The 13,840-nt window shown below is 38.9% G+C and carries 16 protein-coding genes; 11 read left to right on the top strand and 5 right to left on the bottom strand.

Annotated features, from left to right (window positions below):
- Nucleotides 1-9: 9 nt before the first annotated feature.
- The 10 genes from corA (at nucleotide 10) to ACZ43M_RS11270 (ending at nucleotide 8,820) form a co-directional block, all read left to right on the top strand.
- Nucleotides 10-966 (top strand): magnesium/cobalt transporter CorA, encoded by a 957-nt coding sequence (corA, locus tag ACZ43M_RS11315; RefSeq protein ID WP_464507504.1) that lies wholly within the window; start codon nucleotides 10-12, stop codon nucleotides 964-966.
- A 282-nt stretch (nucleotides 967-1,248) separates the two neighbouring features.
- Entirely contained in the window at nucleotides 1,249-3,654 is a 2,406-nt protein-coding gene (locus ACZ43M_RS11310) for a Na+/H+ antiporter subunit A (RefSeq protein ID WP_464507503.1), read from the top strand.
- A complete protein-coding gene (locus tag ACZ43M_RS11305) occupies nucleotides 3,651-4,076 on the top strand; it encodes a Na(+)/H(+) antiporter subunit B (protein ID WP_464507502.1) in 426 nt (141 codons plus the stop codon). Before ACZ43M_RS11310 ends, ACZ43M_RS11305 begins: the two co-directional genes overlap by 4 nt.
- On the top strand, nucleotides 4,076-4,417 hold the full coding sequence (locus ACZ43M_RS11300; RefSeq protein WP_464507501.1) for a Na(+)/H(+) antiporter subunit C: 342 nt from the start codon (nucleotides 4,076-4,078) through the stop codon (nucleotides 4,415-4,417). Before ACZ43M_RS11305 ends, ACZ43M_RS11300 begins: the two co-directional genes overlap by 1 nt.
- On the top strand, nucleotides 4,410-5,900 hold the full coding sequence (locus ACZ43M_RS11295; protein WP_464507500.1) for a Na+/H+ antiporter subunit D: 1,491 nt from the start codon (nucleotides 4,410-4,412) through the stop codon (nucleotides 5,898-5,900). The genes ACZ43M_RS11300 and ACZ43M_RS11295 overlap by 8 nt, the downstream gene beginning before the upstream one ends.
- A gap of 5 nt (nucleotides 5,901-5,905) precedes the next feature.
- Entirely contained in the window at nucleotides 5,906-6,382 is a 477-nt protein-coding gene (locus tag ACZ43M_RS11290) for a Na+/H+ antiporter subunit E (protein ID WP_464507499.1), read from the top strand.
- Nucleotides 6,382-6,666: a Na(+)/H(+) antiporter subunit F1 gene (locus ACZ43M_RS11285; protein ID WP_464507498.1), complete on the top strand. Its 285-nt coding sequence runs from the start codon at nucleotides 6,382-6,384 to the stop codon at nucleotides 6,664-6,666. The genes ACZ43M_RS11290 and ACZ43M_RS11285 overlap by 1 nt, the downstream gene beginning before the upstream one ends.
- Nucleotides 6,650-7,021 (top strand): monovalent cation/H(+) antiporter subunit G, encoded by a 372-nt coding sequence (gene mnhG / locus ACZ43M_RS11280; protein WP_464507497.1) that lies wholly within the window; start codon nucleotides 6,650-6,652, stop codon nucleotides 7,019-7,021. Before ACZ43M_RS11285 ends, mnhG begins: the two co-directional genes overlap by 17 nt.
- 494 nt (nucleotides 7,022-7,515) lie before the next feature.
- Entirely contained in the window at nucleotides 7,516-8,538 is a 1,023-nt protein-coding gene (locus ACZ43M_RS11275) for a M42 family metallopeptidase (RefSeq protein WP_464508008.1), read from the top strand.
- Between the two features lie 72 nt (nucleotides 8,539-8,610).
- On the top strand, nucleotides 8,611-8,820 hold the full coding sequence (locus tag ACZ43M_RS11270) for a twin-arginine translocase TatA/TatE family subunit (protein WP_464507496.1): 210 nt from the start codon (nucleotides 8,611-8,613) through the stop codon (nucleotides 8,818-8,820).
- An 80-nt stretch (nucleotides 8,821-8,900) separates the two neighbouring features.
- Here ACZ43M_RS11270 and ACZ43M_RS11265 read toward each other — a convergent pair whose 3' ends face one another.
- Nucleotides 8,901-9,026 carry a hypothetical protein gene (locus ACZ43M_RS11265; protein ID WP_464507495.1) on the bottom strand — a complete coding sequence of 42 codons (126 nt, stop codon included), beginning with the start codon at nucleotides 9,024-9,026 and terminating at the stop codon, nucleotides 8,901-8,903.
- Nucleotides 9,027-9,172: 146 nt separating this feature from the next.
- Nucleotides 9,173-9,772 carry a hypothetical protein gene (locus ACZ43M_RS11260; RefSeq protein ID WP_464507494.1) on the bottom strand — a complete coding sequence of 200 codons (600 nt, stop codon included), beginning with the start codon at nucleotides 9,770-9,772 and terminating at the stop codon, nucleotides 9,173-9,175.
- 284 nt (nucleotides 9,773-10,056) lie between these two features.
- Between ACZ43M_RS11260 and ACZ43M_RS11255 the strand changes: the two genes are divergently transcribed.
- The gene (locus ACZ43M_RS11255; RefSeq protein WP_464507493.1) at nucleotides 10,057-11,280 is read left to right on the top strand and encodes an NAD(P)/FAD-dependent oxidoreductase; all 1,224 of its coding nucleotides are present in this window, start codon (nucleotides 10,057-10,059) and stop codon (nucleotides 11,278-11,280) included.
- Nucleotides 11,281-11,451: 171 nt separating this feature from the next.
- On the opposite strand, the gene ACZ43M_RS11250 is transcribed toward ACZ43M_RS11255, so the two are convergent.
- The 3 genes from ACZ43M_RS11250 to ACZ43M_RS11240 all read right to left on the bottom strand — a co-directional run bounded on the left by ACZ43M_RS11250 (nucleotide 11,452) and on the right by ACZ43M_RS11240 (nucleotide 13,830).
- The gene (locus tag ACZ43M_RS11250; RefSeq protein WP_464507492.1) at nucleotides 11,452-11,820 is read right to left on the bottom strand and encodes a VOC family protein; all 369 of its coding nucleotides are present in this window, start codon (nucleotides 11,818-11,820) and stop codon (nucleotides 11,452-11,454) included.
- Between the two features lie 122 nt (nucleotides 11,821-11,942).
- Complete coding sequence (locus ACZ43M_RS11245; protein WP_464507491.1) at nucleotides 11,943-12,923, bottom strand: ABC transporter permease subunit; 981 nt, start codon at nucleotides 12,921-12,923, stop codon at nucleotides 11,943-11,945.
- Entirely contained in the window at nucleotides 12,916-13,830 is a 915-nt protein-coding gene (locus ACZ43M_RS11240) for an ABC transporter ATP-binding protein (RefSeq protein ID WP_464507490.1), read from the bottom strand. The genes ACZ43M_RS11245 and ACZ43M_RS11240 overlap by 8 nt, the downstream gene beginning before the upstream one ends.
- Between the last annotated feature and the right edge of the window lie 10 nt (nucleotides 13,831-13,840).

The following is a 13,840-nucleotide window of genomic DNA, read 5'->3' as shown; positions in this document are numbered from 1 at the left end:
ATGTTAAACATGATCAGCTTTATCGGTATGACAGAAGCAAAAACAATAGAAAAACATGATTCCATCGAAAATTTAAATTTCTCTAATTATAAATGGTACTGGGTTGATTTTAATGAACCGACTATTGAAGAGTCACAGCATTTAAGTAACACTCTTCGCTTTCACCCACTAGCAATTGAGGATTGTTTAAATAGTACCCTCCAAAGACCCAAGCTTGATTATTATGATGACTATACTTTCTTTATTACTCATATTGTTCGACAGGAAGCGGAGGAAATGACCAAAGATGAGCTGGATTTTTTTGTAGCGGAAAACTTTTTGGTTACGTTTCATTTAAAGCCATCTATTGAAGTTACTCAGGTGTTGGGAAGATTAAAAGCAGAAAATAAGGCAGATAAATTTACAAGTTCGCATGTATTTTATGAAATCTTAGATAAACTTGTCGATAATTACTTCCCTATTATTTACAAAATTGAGGACAAATTGGACGAAATCGAGGAAAATACGCTCAATAAAAAAATGAACAATTTATTGAGTGAATTATTTGATACCAGGTATATGCTTTTATATCTAATGCACACGATAAATCCTATGCGTGACCTTTTATACCGGATGTTAAATTCACAGCATTTGAAAGGTATTATAAAAAGAAAAGAGTACTTTTCCGATATCTACGACCACCTTTTAAAATTATCGGATATGGTGATGAGTAACAGGGAGATTACAGCAGATATTCGAGATAATTACCTCTCATTAAATTCACATCAAACGAACAATGTAATGAAGATCCTTACAATTATGACTTCTATTTTTTCTCCCTTGACCTTATTGGCCGGAATTTGGGGGATGAATTTTATACATATGCCTGAACTTTCATGGAAATATGGTTATGCTTATGCTCTTTTAGTAATGGGGGTTTCGGGGTTATCCATGTTTTTTTGGTTTAGGAAAAAGGGCTGGTTTTAAATTTATCCACGAAATGCAGGAAAAATATTGAATTTTCACTATAAAATGTGTTATTATCATTTTAAATATAATAAAAAGTTTACGGAGGAGTCTGTCACCAATGGGATCATTATGCCCATTGATGACAGACTCTTTTTGCATTTTAAAGGATTTTCGAGTGATAAAAATTGAAGGGAGAATACTATTAATATCCAATATAATTTGGGAATACTGTTATGGATTAAGCTTAATAGCTTCTATTCTAAATGTTATTAAAAGTTTTGCTAAAAGGGGGACTTAGTATTGTCATATTTACATCTGGCGATTATTTCGCCACTATTATTGTCTATTTTTATACCAATTTTATATAAAAAGATAAATCGTATACATACTGGATGGTCTGTTCTTCCATTACCCACTTTTCTATTTATTTACTTTCTTTCTACCATGCCAAAAATATCAACTCACCAGACTGTTACGGAAACAGTAAATTGGATTCCGTCTTTAGGTATTAATTTCACAGCTAAAGTTGATGGGCTAAGTCTCTTATTTGCTCTTTTAATTACTGGTATTGGCGCTTTAGTCGTTTTTTATTCCATTTTTTACTTAGACAAAATGAAAGAACAGCTCAACACCTTCTATGTATATTTATTGCTTTTTATGGGAGCAATGCTGGGTGTTGTCCTATCTGATAACTTGATTGTCATGTATGCTTTTTGGGAGTTAACAAGCTTCTCTTCCTTTCTATTAATCGGTTACTGGTATGAAAGGGATCTATCTCGGTATGGAGCACAAAAGTCTATGTTGATTACTGTGTTTGGCGGTCTGGCCATGCTGGGCGGAATTATCCTTTTATACCTCATGACAGGGACATTCAGTATTACCGAAATCATGGCGCAATCAAATGAAATATTTCAACACTCATTATTTACACCTGCATTAATTTGCATTTTGCTTGGCGCTTTTACAAAATCAGCTCAATTTCCTTTCTATATTTGGCTTCCAGATGCCATGGAGGCACCTACGCCGGTAAGTGCTTATTTACATTCAGCCACAATGGTTAAGGCTGGAATTTATTTAGTTGCCCGAATGACTCCAGTATTTGGAACATCAAGTGTCTGGTTTTGGCTTGTTTCCGGGGTGGGGATTATTACATTAGCGTGGGGTTCTGTATTTGCAATTAAACAAACGGATTTAAAGGGCATTCTGGCTTTTTCAACTGTTAGTCAACTAGGACTTATTATGTCTTTGCTAGGTGTCGGATCCGCTGCCCTCCACTATGAAGCATTGGATGAAAATATATATACGGTTGCCGTCACAGCAGGCATTTTCCATTTAATCAACCATGCGACGTTTAAAGGGAGTTTGTTCATGGCTGCCGGAATAGTCGATCACGAAACAGGAACGAGAGATATACGGAAACTGGGCGGACTTATGCATTTTATGCCGATTACCTTTACAATTTCCATAATTGGAGCATTCTCCATGGCTGGACTCCCCCCATTCAATGGATTTCTCAGTAAAGAGATGTTCTTTACTGGCATGGTTAGAGTGACACAAATGGATATTTTCAATCTTGAATCATTGGGGTTTTTATTTCCAATAATTGCGTGGGTAGCCAGTGTCTTCACGTTTATTTACAGTATGATTTTGGTTTTCAAAACATTCACAGGAAAATACCAGCCTGAAAAGCTGAACAAGAGGCCGCATGAAGCGTCTTTAGGTATGTTAATACCTCCTGTTATTCTTGTATCACTTGTCGTCATTTTTGGTTTTTTTCCAAATCTGTTATCAGAGAGTCTTATTTCGCCGGCTATGTCTGCCATTCTTCCAAGTCTGTTAAGCGAAAGCGGAGAATTTGTTGTTCATATATCATTTTGGCACGGACCTAACATTGAACTATTAATGACAATGGGAGTCATCTTATTGGGAATCATCCTATATAAAACCTTACCTAAATGGAAAAAGCTTTACGAGCACATTCCAGAGAAGCTTTCTTTGTTCCGCTTTTACGATTTCCTAGTGGAAGGTTCTCAATCTAGTTCTTATAAATTAACAAACAAATATATGAACGGTTCGATTCGCTCCTACCTCGTTTATATATTGGCTTTCTTAATTTTTATCTTAACATTCACACTACTATGGAAAAATGCCTTTATCCTTGATACAGGTAATGTCTCTTCCATCGGGGTTTATGAAGGGATCCTCGCCATGTTTGTGGTGGTCAGTTCAATCAGCATTTTATTTGTCAAATCTAGAATGACTTCAATTATTTTGCTTGGTGCTGTCGGATATACAGTTTCGCTGTTCTACGTCCTCTTTAGGGCGCCGGATTTGGCTTTAACCCAGTTGGTGATTGAAACGATTTCAGTCGCGCTATTTTTGGTCTGTTTTTATCATTTGCCAAAATTGCGCCGATTTGAGACCCGAATCAGATTTAAACTTACAAATGCCCTTATTTCGGTTGGGGTAGGTGCAGTTGTCACAGCCATCGCTCTTTCTGCTCACAGCAATAAACTGTTTGAGTCTATATCGAAATACTACGTGGAAAATACGTACGAAAAAGCAGCAGGACAAAACATGGTTAATGTCATTTTGGTGGACTTTCGGGGCTTTGATACTCTTTTTGAAATTACTGTACTTGCCATTGCCTCATTAGGTATTTATGGCATGATCAAATTAAGATTGAAAGGGAGGAAAGAAAGTTGAAAAAGACAAACAATATTATTCTGGAAACAGCTATAAAATTGTTACTTTTTTTCATAGTCCTCTTTTCAGTCTATATTTTTACCGCAGGCCACTATTATCCCGGCGGTGGTTTCATTGGCGGATTAATGACAGCGGGAGCGATTATTCTCTTATTAATTACCTATGATATTAAAACGGTACAGCAGATTTTGCCCGTTAACTATCGCATCATCACGGCTATCGGGTTATTATTCGCGATTGGAACTAGTGCAGGCGCAATTTTCTTTGATGTTCCCTTTTTAACACATGCCTTCACACATGTCGACCTGCCTGTTCTAGGTGACTTATCTCTTCATACTGCTACACTATTTGATTTAGGAGTTTATTTTGTTGTTGTCGGTGTGACGATGACCATTATTCTAACGATTGGAGAGGATGAATAATGGAAATATTAATGGCATTTGTCATTGGCATTTTATTTATGTCAGCAACCTATTTGATGCTGTCCAAAAGTTTATTACGCATCATTATCGGGACCGGTTTTTTGAGCCATGGCGCGCATCTTCTTATATTAACAATGGGCGGGTTAAAAAGAGGATCAGCCCCGTTACTGGGAGAACATGCAGAACACTATACAGATCCGCTGCCGCAGGCATTAATTTTAACGGCAATTGTGATTAGTTTTGGGGTTACAGCCTTTTTCTTAGTTTTAGCATACAGGTCCTATCAAGAACTGGGCACGGATAATGTGGAAGAAATGAAAGGAACACAATCAAATGACTAATTTAATTATTCTCCCCATCTTAATTCCATTGTTAACAGGGGCGGTTTTAATTTGCTTGAGTAAAAGTATTATGGCTCAGCGGGTGGTCGCTGTATTTTCATCCTTAGTGACGATAGTTGTATCAAACTTAATTATTCAAAAAGTTCATAGTGATGGGGTTCAATCTCTTAATATGGGAAGCTGGGATGCACCATTTGGGATTACTTTAGTTTCCGACATGTTCTCTGCCCTATTGGTATTTACTACAAATATAATAGCGGTCGTCTGTTTACTCTACTCCTTTAAATCGATTGGCGAACAACGTGAACAACATTACTACTACCCAGTATTTTTCTTTTTAATAGTTGGGGTTAACGGCGCCTTTACGACAGGAGATATCTTTAACCTGTTCGTCTTTTTTGAGGTTATGCTCATGTCATCGTATGTCCTCCTGGTGCTTGGCGGCACAAAGATTCAATTAAGGGAATCGATTAAATATTTGTTAGTCAATGTCATTTCCTCTGCACTATTTGTCATTGCCGTTGCTTATTTATATTCGGTTGTCGGCACATTGAATATGGCCCATATATCAGAACGAATCAGCGAATTAAGCAGTAATCGAATGCCTGGTATTCTAACTGTTATTGCGGTCATGTTTTTAATTGTTTTTGGCCTTAAAGGGGCGATTTTCCCACTTTTCTTTTGGCTGCCTGGCTCCTATTTTGCGCCTCCAGCACCTGTATTAGCTCTTTTCGGGGCATTATTAACAAAAGTTGGTGTATATTCGATCACTAGAACATATACGTTATTCTTTTATCATGATATGGACTTTTCGTTCCAACTCCTTTCCATTCTAGCCATTCTCTCAATTGTAGTTGGAGTGATTGGGGCCATAGCTTATTGGGACGTTAAGAAAATCATTATTTATAATATAATCGTTGCCGTCGGAGTCATTCTTTATGGCGTCTCTGTATTGAACTCTAATTCGCTGGCAGGATCTGTGTACTATTTAATACATGATATGATCATAAAAGCAGGACTATTTTTACTCGTTGGAATCATCATTTCCATAACGGGAACCTCTAATTTGAAAAATATCAGCGGTCTCATCCGTCATTATCCAGCTTTGGCCTGGACCTTTTTCCTTGCGGCATTGGCTCTTGCCGGTATTCCCCCTTTAAGCGGTTTTATCGGCAAACTACTCATCGTACAAGGCGGATTTGAAGGAAAAAGCTTTTTAGGCGGCGTTATTGTCTTAATGTCGAGTTTGCTTGTCTTGTTTTCTATTATGAAAATATTCATCAATGGTTTTTGGGGGAAAGATGGTACTTACCAGCATGAAGAAAAAGCACCTGTCAAATGGCTGCTTATCTCCCCTGTCATTTTGGTAGCTATTTCTGCCCTTTTGGGGATTAATTCTGAGGCTTTTTTACCCTATATTTCTCAGGCAGCTGATACTTTATTAAATCCTGATATTTACATTAAAGCTGTCCTAAAGGAGTGATCAGTATGGCATTTCAAATTTTATTAAATATTATCTTGGCTTTTCTATGGATGTTTATCAAAGTTTCCTATGATCCCATTAGCTTTGTGAAAGGGTATTTGTTCGGGCTGCTGGTGATTTTTATCCTAAGACGTTTTTTCGACAGCCGCTTTTATCTTTTTAGAATTTGGTCTTTTATCAAACTTTCCATTATCTTTGTAAAAGAACTTATTTTATCTAATATCGCAATCGTCAAAATTGTGTTAAAGCCTAAATTAGATATGCGCCCTGGCATCTTTGCCTTACAAACGGATTTAACAGAGGATTGGCAGATTACCCTTTTGTCCAGTTTGATTACCCTTACTCCAGGCACTTTAGTCATCGACGTTTCAGAAGACAATAAAACATTATTTGTACATGCCATGGATATAGGAGAAGTTGAAAATGAAATCAGCAGTATTAAAAATTCATTTGAGAAAGCCATTTTGGAGGTGAGCCGTTAATGCTTGAGATTGTGATTCGAATTGCTTTATTATGCTGCTCCTTATCAATGCTTGGACTGATTTACAGGGTCATTAAAGGCCCTACGGTACCAGATCGAGTAATTGCTTTAGATGCAATTGGGATCAATCTGCTGGCGATTACTGCCCTTATTTCAATTGTTCTACAATCTCCTGCCTTTCTAGAGATCATTTTACTTATCGGCATTCTTGCTTTTATCGGAACGATCGCTTTCGCCAAATATTTAGAAAAGGGGGTAATTATTGAACGTGAGCGCACTTATTGATTTTGTGATTGGATTTTTTATACTTACAGGTGCCCTGCTTTGTCTGATTGCTACCTTCGGAGTCATCAGGCTTCCTGATGTATATACGAGGAATCATGCCGCATCAAAGGCGGCAACATTAGGAGTAATGTTCATTCTATTAGGTGCTGTACTGTACGTTTATGCTCTTAAAGGCTATTTAAATTCCAGGCTTATCTTAGGAATTGTCTTTGTTTTTATGACCTCCCCCATTTCTGGTCACCTCATTAATAGAGCTGCTTACAATGCGGGAGTCAAACTTTGGGATAAAAGTATTAGAGACGACTTAAAAGAATATAATAAAAAAATAATGAATTCGTCCACAGCAGAAAAATGATAGATTAATTAAAAAGTGTTCCAAGGAATAGATCTTGGAACACTCTTTAATATCGTTCAATTCGAACATATTCTCTAGGCTTAAATGGTTTATATAATTTTCTTTTGGTATTTATTACTTGGGTGTTTAATTGATTATTCATCAGAGTATTTTGGGTATTTAACAGGGTTCCTTCCATGTTATGATTTTGGTATTCTGTTTGATTAATATTAAATTCCCGATGATTTTTTTGCTGCAGTAACCACCCTGTTGAAAATAAGAGTAAAAATATCGATAAACACACTAGGATTTTGATTTTCACAATATACAAACACCCCCATATCGGTATTAGTTTGCACAAAAATGTTTCATTTTATAAAAAAGATTAGAAAATAGGCTTGATGATTAAGAATATTGACATTTGACATGAGATTTTCAAATAGTTGTATAATAAATAAGAACAAAAATTATCGAGAGGGGAACAGACAGTGGCGCATCCAAATACTGAAGAAACGATGAAATTGTTAACAAACTTGGTGTCTATTCCAAGCCCATCCGGCAATACCAATGAAGTCATTACATATGTTGAAAAATACCTAACAGAATTGCAGGTGAAGACGAGAAGGAACCGGAAGGGTGGATTGATTGCCACAATTGAAGGAACAGATTCCAGCAGGCACCGCATGCTGACCGCACATGTTGACACGCTAGGAGCGATGGTGAAGGAAATTAAAGCAAATGGTCGGCTCCGCATTGACCTAATCGGCGGGTTTAAATACAACTCGATTGAAGGCGAGTATTGTCAAATTGAAACTAGCAGCGGTAAGAAGTATACCGGAACCATCCTGATGCATCAAACATCCGTCCATGTATATAAGGATGCAGGGAAAGCGGAGCGCAATCAGGAAAACATGGAGATCAGAATTGATGAAAAGGTACATAGTGCAGAAGAGGTTCGAGCCCTTGGTATTGAAGTAGGTGATTTCGTTTCCTTCGACCCGCGGGTAGAGGTGACGCCGAGCGGCTACATCAAATCACGCCATCTGGATGACAAGGCAAGTGTTGCGGTACTGCTGCAATTAATCAAACAGATTAAAGAAGAAAAAATCATCTTGCCATATACGACACACTTTTTAATTTCTAATAATGAGGAAATCGGCTATGGCGGCAATTCCAATATTACATCGGAAACGGTGGAGTATTTGGCGGTGGATATGGGAGCCATGGGTGACGGCCAGTCGACAGATGAATATACGGTTTCAATTTGTGTGAAAGATGCGAGCGGCCCGTACCATTATGGGTTGCGAAAGGCCCTAGTACAGCTTGCGGAGACCAATAATATCGGCTACAAGCTTGATATTTATCCATACTATGGATCGGATGCCTCTGCAGCAATCCGATCTGGTCATGATATTGTTCATGGATTAATCGGACCAGGAATTGATTCATCCCATGCGTTTGAACGGACACATCAAACATCACTAGAAAACACGGCAAAGCTTTTATATCATTATGTTCAATCACAAATGGTCATATAATAGTGCATTTACAAACTGCGGTAAAGAGCTATAATGAAGATGACAGTTTACTAAATAATTGGAGATGGAATTATGCTATCTAACATCGGTGTTCCAGGGTTAATTTTAATCCTAACTGTAGCCTTGATTATTTTTGGGCCAAATAAACTTCCTGAAATTGGCCGTGCCTTCGGTAAGTCGATCCGTGAATTTAAAAATGCCACCAGCAGCATTGCTGATGACATTAAGCAAGATATAAAAGAAGATATTAATGAAGTTAAACAGATTGAATTGAAGAAGTAATGTTGATATTAGCATCCCCATCGTTTTCGGGGGATGCTTTTAGTTTACAGTGCAGCGTCTGGGGAGCCTTTCCAGTGGAATTATCGTCTTGATTTGTCTGCTAAATTCTGAAACTGATTCATTATTTTTTTTCTGGACTTGTCATTACGGAGTAAATAGGCTGCTCCTAGCGCAACAGTTGTCATCATTAATTTTTTTCGATTCATTTATATTCCTCCTCAGCTTTTCGTCTCTTTTAAATTGCCCGGATTCTTGTCCTTTTAACCATTGCTAACCCCATGCAAATATGCTGAATGCATAGGAATAGAAAAACCAACCCCTCAAGGATTGGCAATTTCATTAATCTTTCACATTAATCTTTCAGTTTTTCTTTAAGTTTGACGTTATGTTCCTTATATTGGTCAAGAAGTTGATTTAAACGTTCTGCGGCCAGCTTAGCATCCTTATTCTCGACAGCAAGCTTGATGTCGTGAAACGTTTTCCAACGTCCCATATCCTTACCGCCATGAGCCTCTTTTATGAATTCTTCTTTTGTAATTTTGCCTTCTTCTAACTGTTTGTGCAGTTCTTTCATTTTTTTCATTCTTTCACTTTTCCATTGCTCACGTTTTGCAGCATTTTCAGGGCTCATCCACTCATTACGAAGCTGCTTCTTTTCCTCTAAAACTTGAGTCCATTCAGCCTTCTTATCAGGCGTATACTGATCAACCCAGCTAAGCAGCAGCTTTTCCCGCTCCACCATCTTAGCCTGCCAATTCCCATGACCTTGTTTTTGATGATGACGTGTCTCCTCCGCCTCGCAATCACAAGGCTGGTCATTTTCTGAGTTATCTACATTATTTAGTTGTTCCTGGTTATCCACATTAGTGTCAGGCAACACTTCCTTTGCACTAACCATAAATGGAATAGAGAATAATAGAGCGAATACGAATATCATTATTTTTGTTTTCATTGATGATCTCCTTTCGTTTGATGATATTGTTGATCCTGCAGTGATAGTAAATTTGCCCTACGTTATCATGCCCGAATTCAAGAAAAAAATTTACCATTTTGACAAAAATTTAGTGAGAAAGTCATTGCGTTGTTTATGAAAGTGTCGTATTCTATATATAGAAATTATATGTGAAATATTTCACAAACAATAACTCTGGAGCGATTGCTCCATTTTAAAAGATTATTTATGTGAAATGTTTCACAAAAAACTATTTAAGTATTTTGAATCAGGAGTGATTTACGATGAACAAGCCAAAAATCGTTATTTTAGGTGGAGGTTACGGCGGCCTTATCACAACGAAACGGTTAGAGAAATTATTAAAATCTGGTGAAGCAGATGTTACTTTAATTAATAAGCATAACTACCATTACTTAACAACGCAGCTACACAAAATCGGTGTAGGTACTGCTGCAGATAAGCAAATTGCTATCTCTATTCCGGAATTAATTGATCCTTCTAAAACTCGTTTTATCAAATCAGAGGTATCATCAGTAGATGTTCATAACCAAGAAGTCCATCTTGAAGGCGGCGCTACAGTAGCATATGATTATTTATTAGTAGCTTTAGGGTTTGAAGTGGAAACATTCGGAATTCCAGGTGTGAAAGAGCATGGTTTTGAAATTCGCAGCTTTAAGAGTTCAAAGGCGATTTATCATCAGATTGTTAAACAATTTAACCTTTATAAGGAAGATCACGATCCTTCCCGGCTAACTTTTGTCGTTGCAGGTGGTGGATTTACCGGCGTCGAGATTATGGGCGAATTGGCTGATGGGCTTCCAAAACTATGCAAACAGCATGACATTCCATTTGAGAATATCAGAATCGTTGCTGTCGAGGCGGCACCTTCTGTTATCCCGTTTTTCCCAAAACAATCAATCCAATACACGATGGATACTTTAAAGAAATACAATGTTGAATTAATTACATCAACAAAGATTCTAGAAGTAACAGCTGAGAAAATTCGACTTGAAAATAGCCTTGATATACCGACCAGGACTTTGATTTGGTCCTGCGGTGTCAAAGCAAATTCTATCGTCCAAAAGTTTGGTTTGCCGTTAGAAAGAGGAAAAATTGCCGTTGACTCCTCCTTGAGAGTTAAAAATATGAACAACGTCTTTAGTATCGGGGATTGTTCCCTGTTTATGAAGAATGAAAAAAGCGCCTTGCCTCCAACTGCACAAGTAGCCTTGCAGCAAGCTCCTGTATGTGCGAAAAACATTGTGGCCAGCATTCGTGGCGAAGAGCTTAATGTTTTTGAATATCATCATAAAGGCTCTGTTGCCTCCATAGGTAACTTTGCAGCTGTTGGCTTAGTCGGCAGCGTCCGCCTTTCCGGCTTAATCGGTGCCTTTATGAAACAAGTAATCGAGGCCCGCTATTTATTTAACTTGGGCGGCCCGGCATTAATCTTAAAGCAACACGTTGGCGTTAGCAGTGAGCCTGTGAAAATGACAGCGAAGCAATAGTCAGTAATATCGCGAAACTCGTGATACTTTCCTGCGACAAGGGGGGCGTTCCCTCCTCTCCTTCCCTTGTTGTTTTTGAATAGAAGCATCCCAATATACTGTCTTAAATTCCCCCAAATTTAAGACAAACAGCCCGCTGCCAAACTGGAGCGGGCTGTTTTCACGTTCACTTTATTTCCACTCTAAAATTTCCAGCCTGTTGCCAAACGGATCATTGACATAAATCCGGTCTGCCCCAGGTAAATTATTGTCCTCGGTAAAATTCACTTTGTACTGGATTAACTGTGCTTTTAGTGCTTCAAGATGATCTACGGTAAAGCCCGGATGAGCTTTTTTTGCCGGGGAAAATGGCTCCTCCACTCCGATATGGAGCTGGAAAGTTCCGAATTCAAACCAAACCCCGCCTCGCTTTTTTAATTCTTCAGGCTTCTCTACTTCCGTCAGTCCAAGGATTTCTCCAAAAAAAGCCCTTGCTTCGTCTTCGCACCCTTTCGGTCCGGCCAGTTGTACATGGTCTATTTTTGTTATGGCAAATGACATCTCCAATTCCCCCATCTAGTCATATTCACCTATTATTCTATAAGATTGCTAACTTTCTGGCAATTGCAAACTAAAGAATAACAATAATGGCCACTCCCCGATAAAAGGAGAATGGCCCCCCGTTAATATACATCTTTTTTGGCAAAAACAACGAAGGATACAATCAGTGCCGCAGCCCACCAGACAAGAAGTACCATCAACGAGAAAGACAGGTTCATGCCCTCAATAGGCGGGGCATTGCCTTTCATGAAGTCCGTCAGCCTTAAATTCACCATGAAAAAATATTTGGCTGATTCCCACGAAGAAACCATGTTACTTAAAATGGCACCCGATATAAGGGCGGCAAGCATGACCCCCATTCCGGCGGCAGTACTGCGAATCAATACAGACAGCATAAATGATAATGTTCCTACAACAATCGCTACAAACCAAACAAGTCCGAAATCCATTAATAAAAACTTCCATAGACTTAATAGTTTGACGTCGGCAGTATTTAGTCCTTCATCGGTTATATTAAAGCCGGTCAACATCGGCGCCCCCCAGCCTTTGTAGCCAAAAACAACACCGGAAATGACGTATGACAAGATTCCCGCAATCGCGATGATTAAGGAAACGGCCAGACACAAGGTAATATACTTGCTCATGAGGATTTTCCACCGCTTTACCGGCCGAGTTAACAACAGTTTAACCGTCCCGAGGCTATGTTCTGATGAGACCAAGTCACTGGCAATAACCATAACCATTAACGGGATAAATAAATCAATAGAGTTCTCGAGAAAAATTCTCATAAATGTAGGGGCTCCCGGCTCGGCTGGGTTGATATCATGATCAAGATAATATTGCTTCTGTTGCAGTGAAATTTGCAGTTGCTTTTTCCATTCTTCAGAAATTCGGCTGCTGCTTAACCGGTTGGTCGTGTCGACAATTTGCTGCTGCAGGATTGTCCGCCAATCATCCGTCCCCAGTTTTTTTCGCTGCGTTTCTGTTTCCTTGTATTGGGCGTATGTAAACAATATGACAAGAACACCAATAATGATGGTGATAACAACTAGGCGCTTTTTGGCAATGAGTTTCAGCATTTCATTTTGAATCAGCTTATTCAATGGTCTCACCACCTGTCAGTTCGAGGAATAAATCTTCCAGCACCGGCATCTTTCGGTTCATTTCCAATACCGAGACACCCGCTTCCACCAATCCTTTATTCCATAAAGGGGTTCCCTGTTCATCAAACTCGGTTAGGAACGTTCCATCCTCTTGCTCCTCGACCTTTGTTAACTCACTTAATATTTGCTTACCCTTATCGCATGGTTCTAAACGCCACTGAACTCGTTCACGGTTAGATAATAGCCTTTCAACACTGTCAGTGGTGATAATTTGCCCCTTTGAGATGATGGCAACCCGGTCGCATAATTGCTGGATTTCACTTAATAAATGGCTGGAAACCAGCACGCTTAAACCTTCCTGTTCCGCAAGAAATCGGATAAATTCCCGCATTTCCCGTATTCCTGCCGGGTCGAGCCCATTTGTAGGCTCATCCAAAATCAACACCCTTGGATTTCCAAGCAAGGCCTGGGCGATTCCAAGGCGCTGCCTCATCCCTAGTGAATAAGTTTTGACTTTATCATGGATTCGTTCAGTTAAGCCAACGAGCTTGGTGACTTCCTGTATGCGTTCTTCCCCTACCCCCTCAAGCATTCGGGCAAAATGGAGCAGGTTGTTATAACCCGATAAATAAGGGTACATTTCTGGATTTTCAACGATACAGCCTAGATTTTTCATGGCCTCACGGAATCTCTCGTGGATAGGATAACCGCAGATTTGGATGGTACCGGATGTCGGTTTAATCAAGCCAACAATCATCCGGATTGTCGTCGTCTTTCCGGCACCATTCGGACCTAGGAAGCCAAATACTTCCCCTTCCCGCAAATCAAAGGATAATCCTTTGATAATTTCTCTTTTGCCAATTTTCTTTGTTAAATCCTTTACGGACAATGTAATATTTTTTTCCATACGCCCATCT

This window comes from Neobacillus sp. B24, assembly GCF_055381825.1.
Note: the sequence above shows the minus strand (reverse complement) of the source record. Positions and strands in the feature narration are given on the sequence as shown.

Excerpts from the sequence above, each read along its gene's own strand:
- corA (WP_464507504.1), top strand. The coding sequence starts at position 10 with ATGATCAGCTTTATCGGTATGACAGAAGCAAAAACAATAGAAAAACAT.
- ACZ43M_RS11300 (WP_464507501.1), top strand. The coding sequence starts at position 4,076 with ATGGAAATATTAATGGCATTTGTCATTGGCATTTTATTTATGTCAGCA.
- ACZ43M_RS11295 (WP_464507500.1), top strand. The coding sequence starts at position 4,410 with ATGACTAATTTAATTATTCTCCCCATCTTAATTCCATTGTTAACAGGG.
- ACZ43M_RS11290 (WP_464507499.1), top strand. The coding sequence starts at position 5,906 with ATGGCATTTCAAATTTTATTAAATATTATCTTGGCTTTTCTATGGATG.
- ACZ43M_RS11285 (WP_464507498.1), top strand. The coding sequence starts at position 6,382 with ATGCTTGAGATTGTGATTCGAATTGCTTTATTATGCTGCTCCTTATCA.
- ACZ43M_RS11275 (WP_464508008.1), top strand. The coding sequence starts at position 7,516 with ATGAAATTGTTAACAAACTTGGTGTCTATTCCAAGCCCATCCGGCAAT.
- ACZ43M_RS11270 (WP_464507496.1), top strand. The coding sequence starts at position 8,611 with ATGCTATCTAACATCGGTGTTCCAGGGTTAATTTTAATCCTAACTGTA.
- ACZ43M_RS11265 (WP_464507495.1), bottom strand. The coding sequence starts at position 9,026 with ATGAATCGAAAAAAATTAATGATGACAACTGTTGCGCTAGGAGCAGCC.
- ACZ43M_RS11260 (WP_464507494.1), bottom strand. The coding sequence starts at position 9,772 with ATGAAAACAAAAATAATGATATTCGTATTCGCTCTATTATTCTCTATT.
- ACZ43M_RS11255 (WP_464507493.1), top strand. The coding sequence starts at position 10,057 with ATGAACAAGCCAAAAATCGTTATTTTAGGTGGAGGTTACGGCGGCCTT.
- ACZ43M_RS11250 (WP_464507492.1), bottom strand. The coding sequence starts at position 11,820 with ATGTCATTTGCCATAACAAAAATAGACCATGTACAACTGGCCGGACCG.
- ACZ43M_RS11240 (WP_464507490.1), bottom strand. The coding sequence starts at position 13,830 with ATGGAAAAAAATATTACATTGTCCGTAAAGGATTTAACAAAGAAAATT.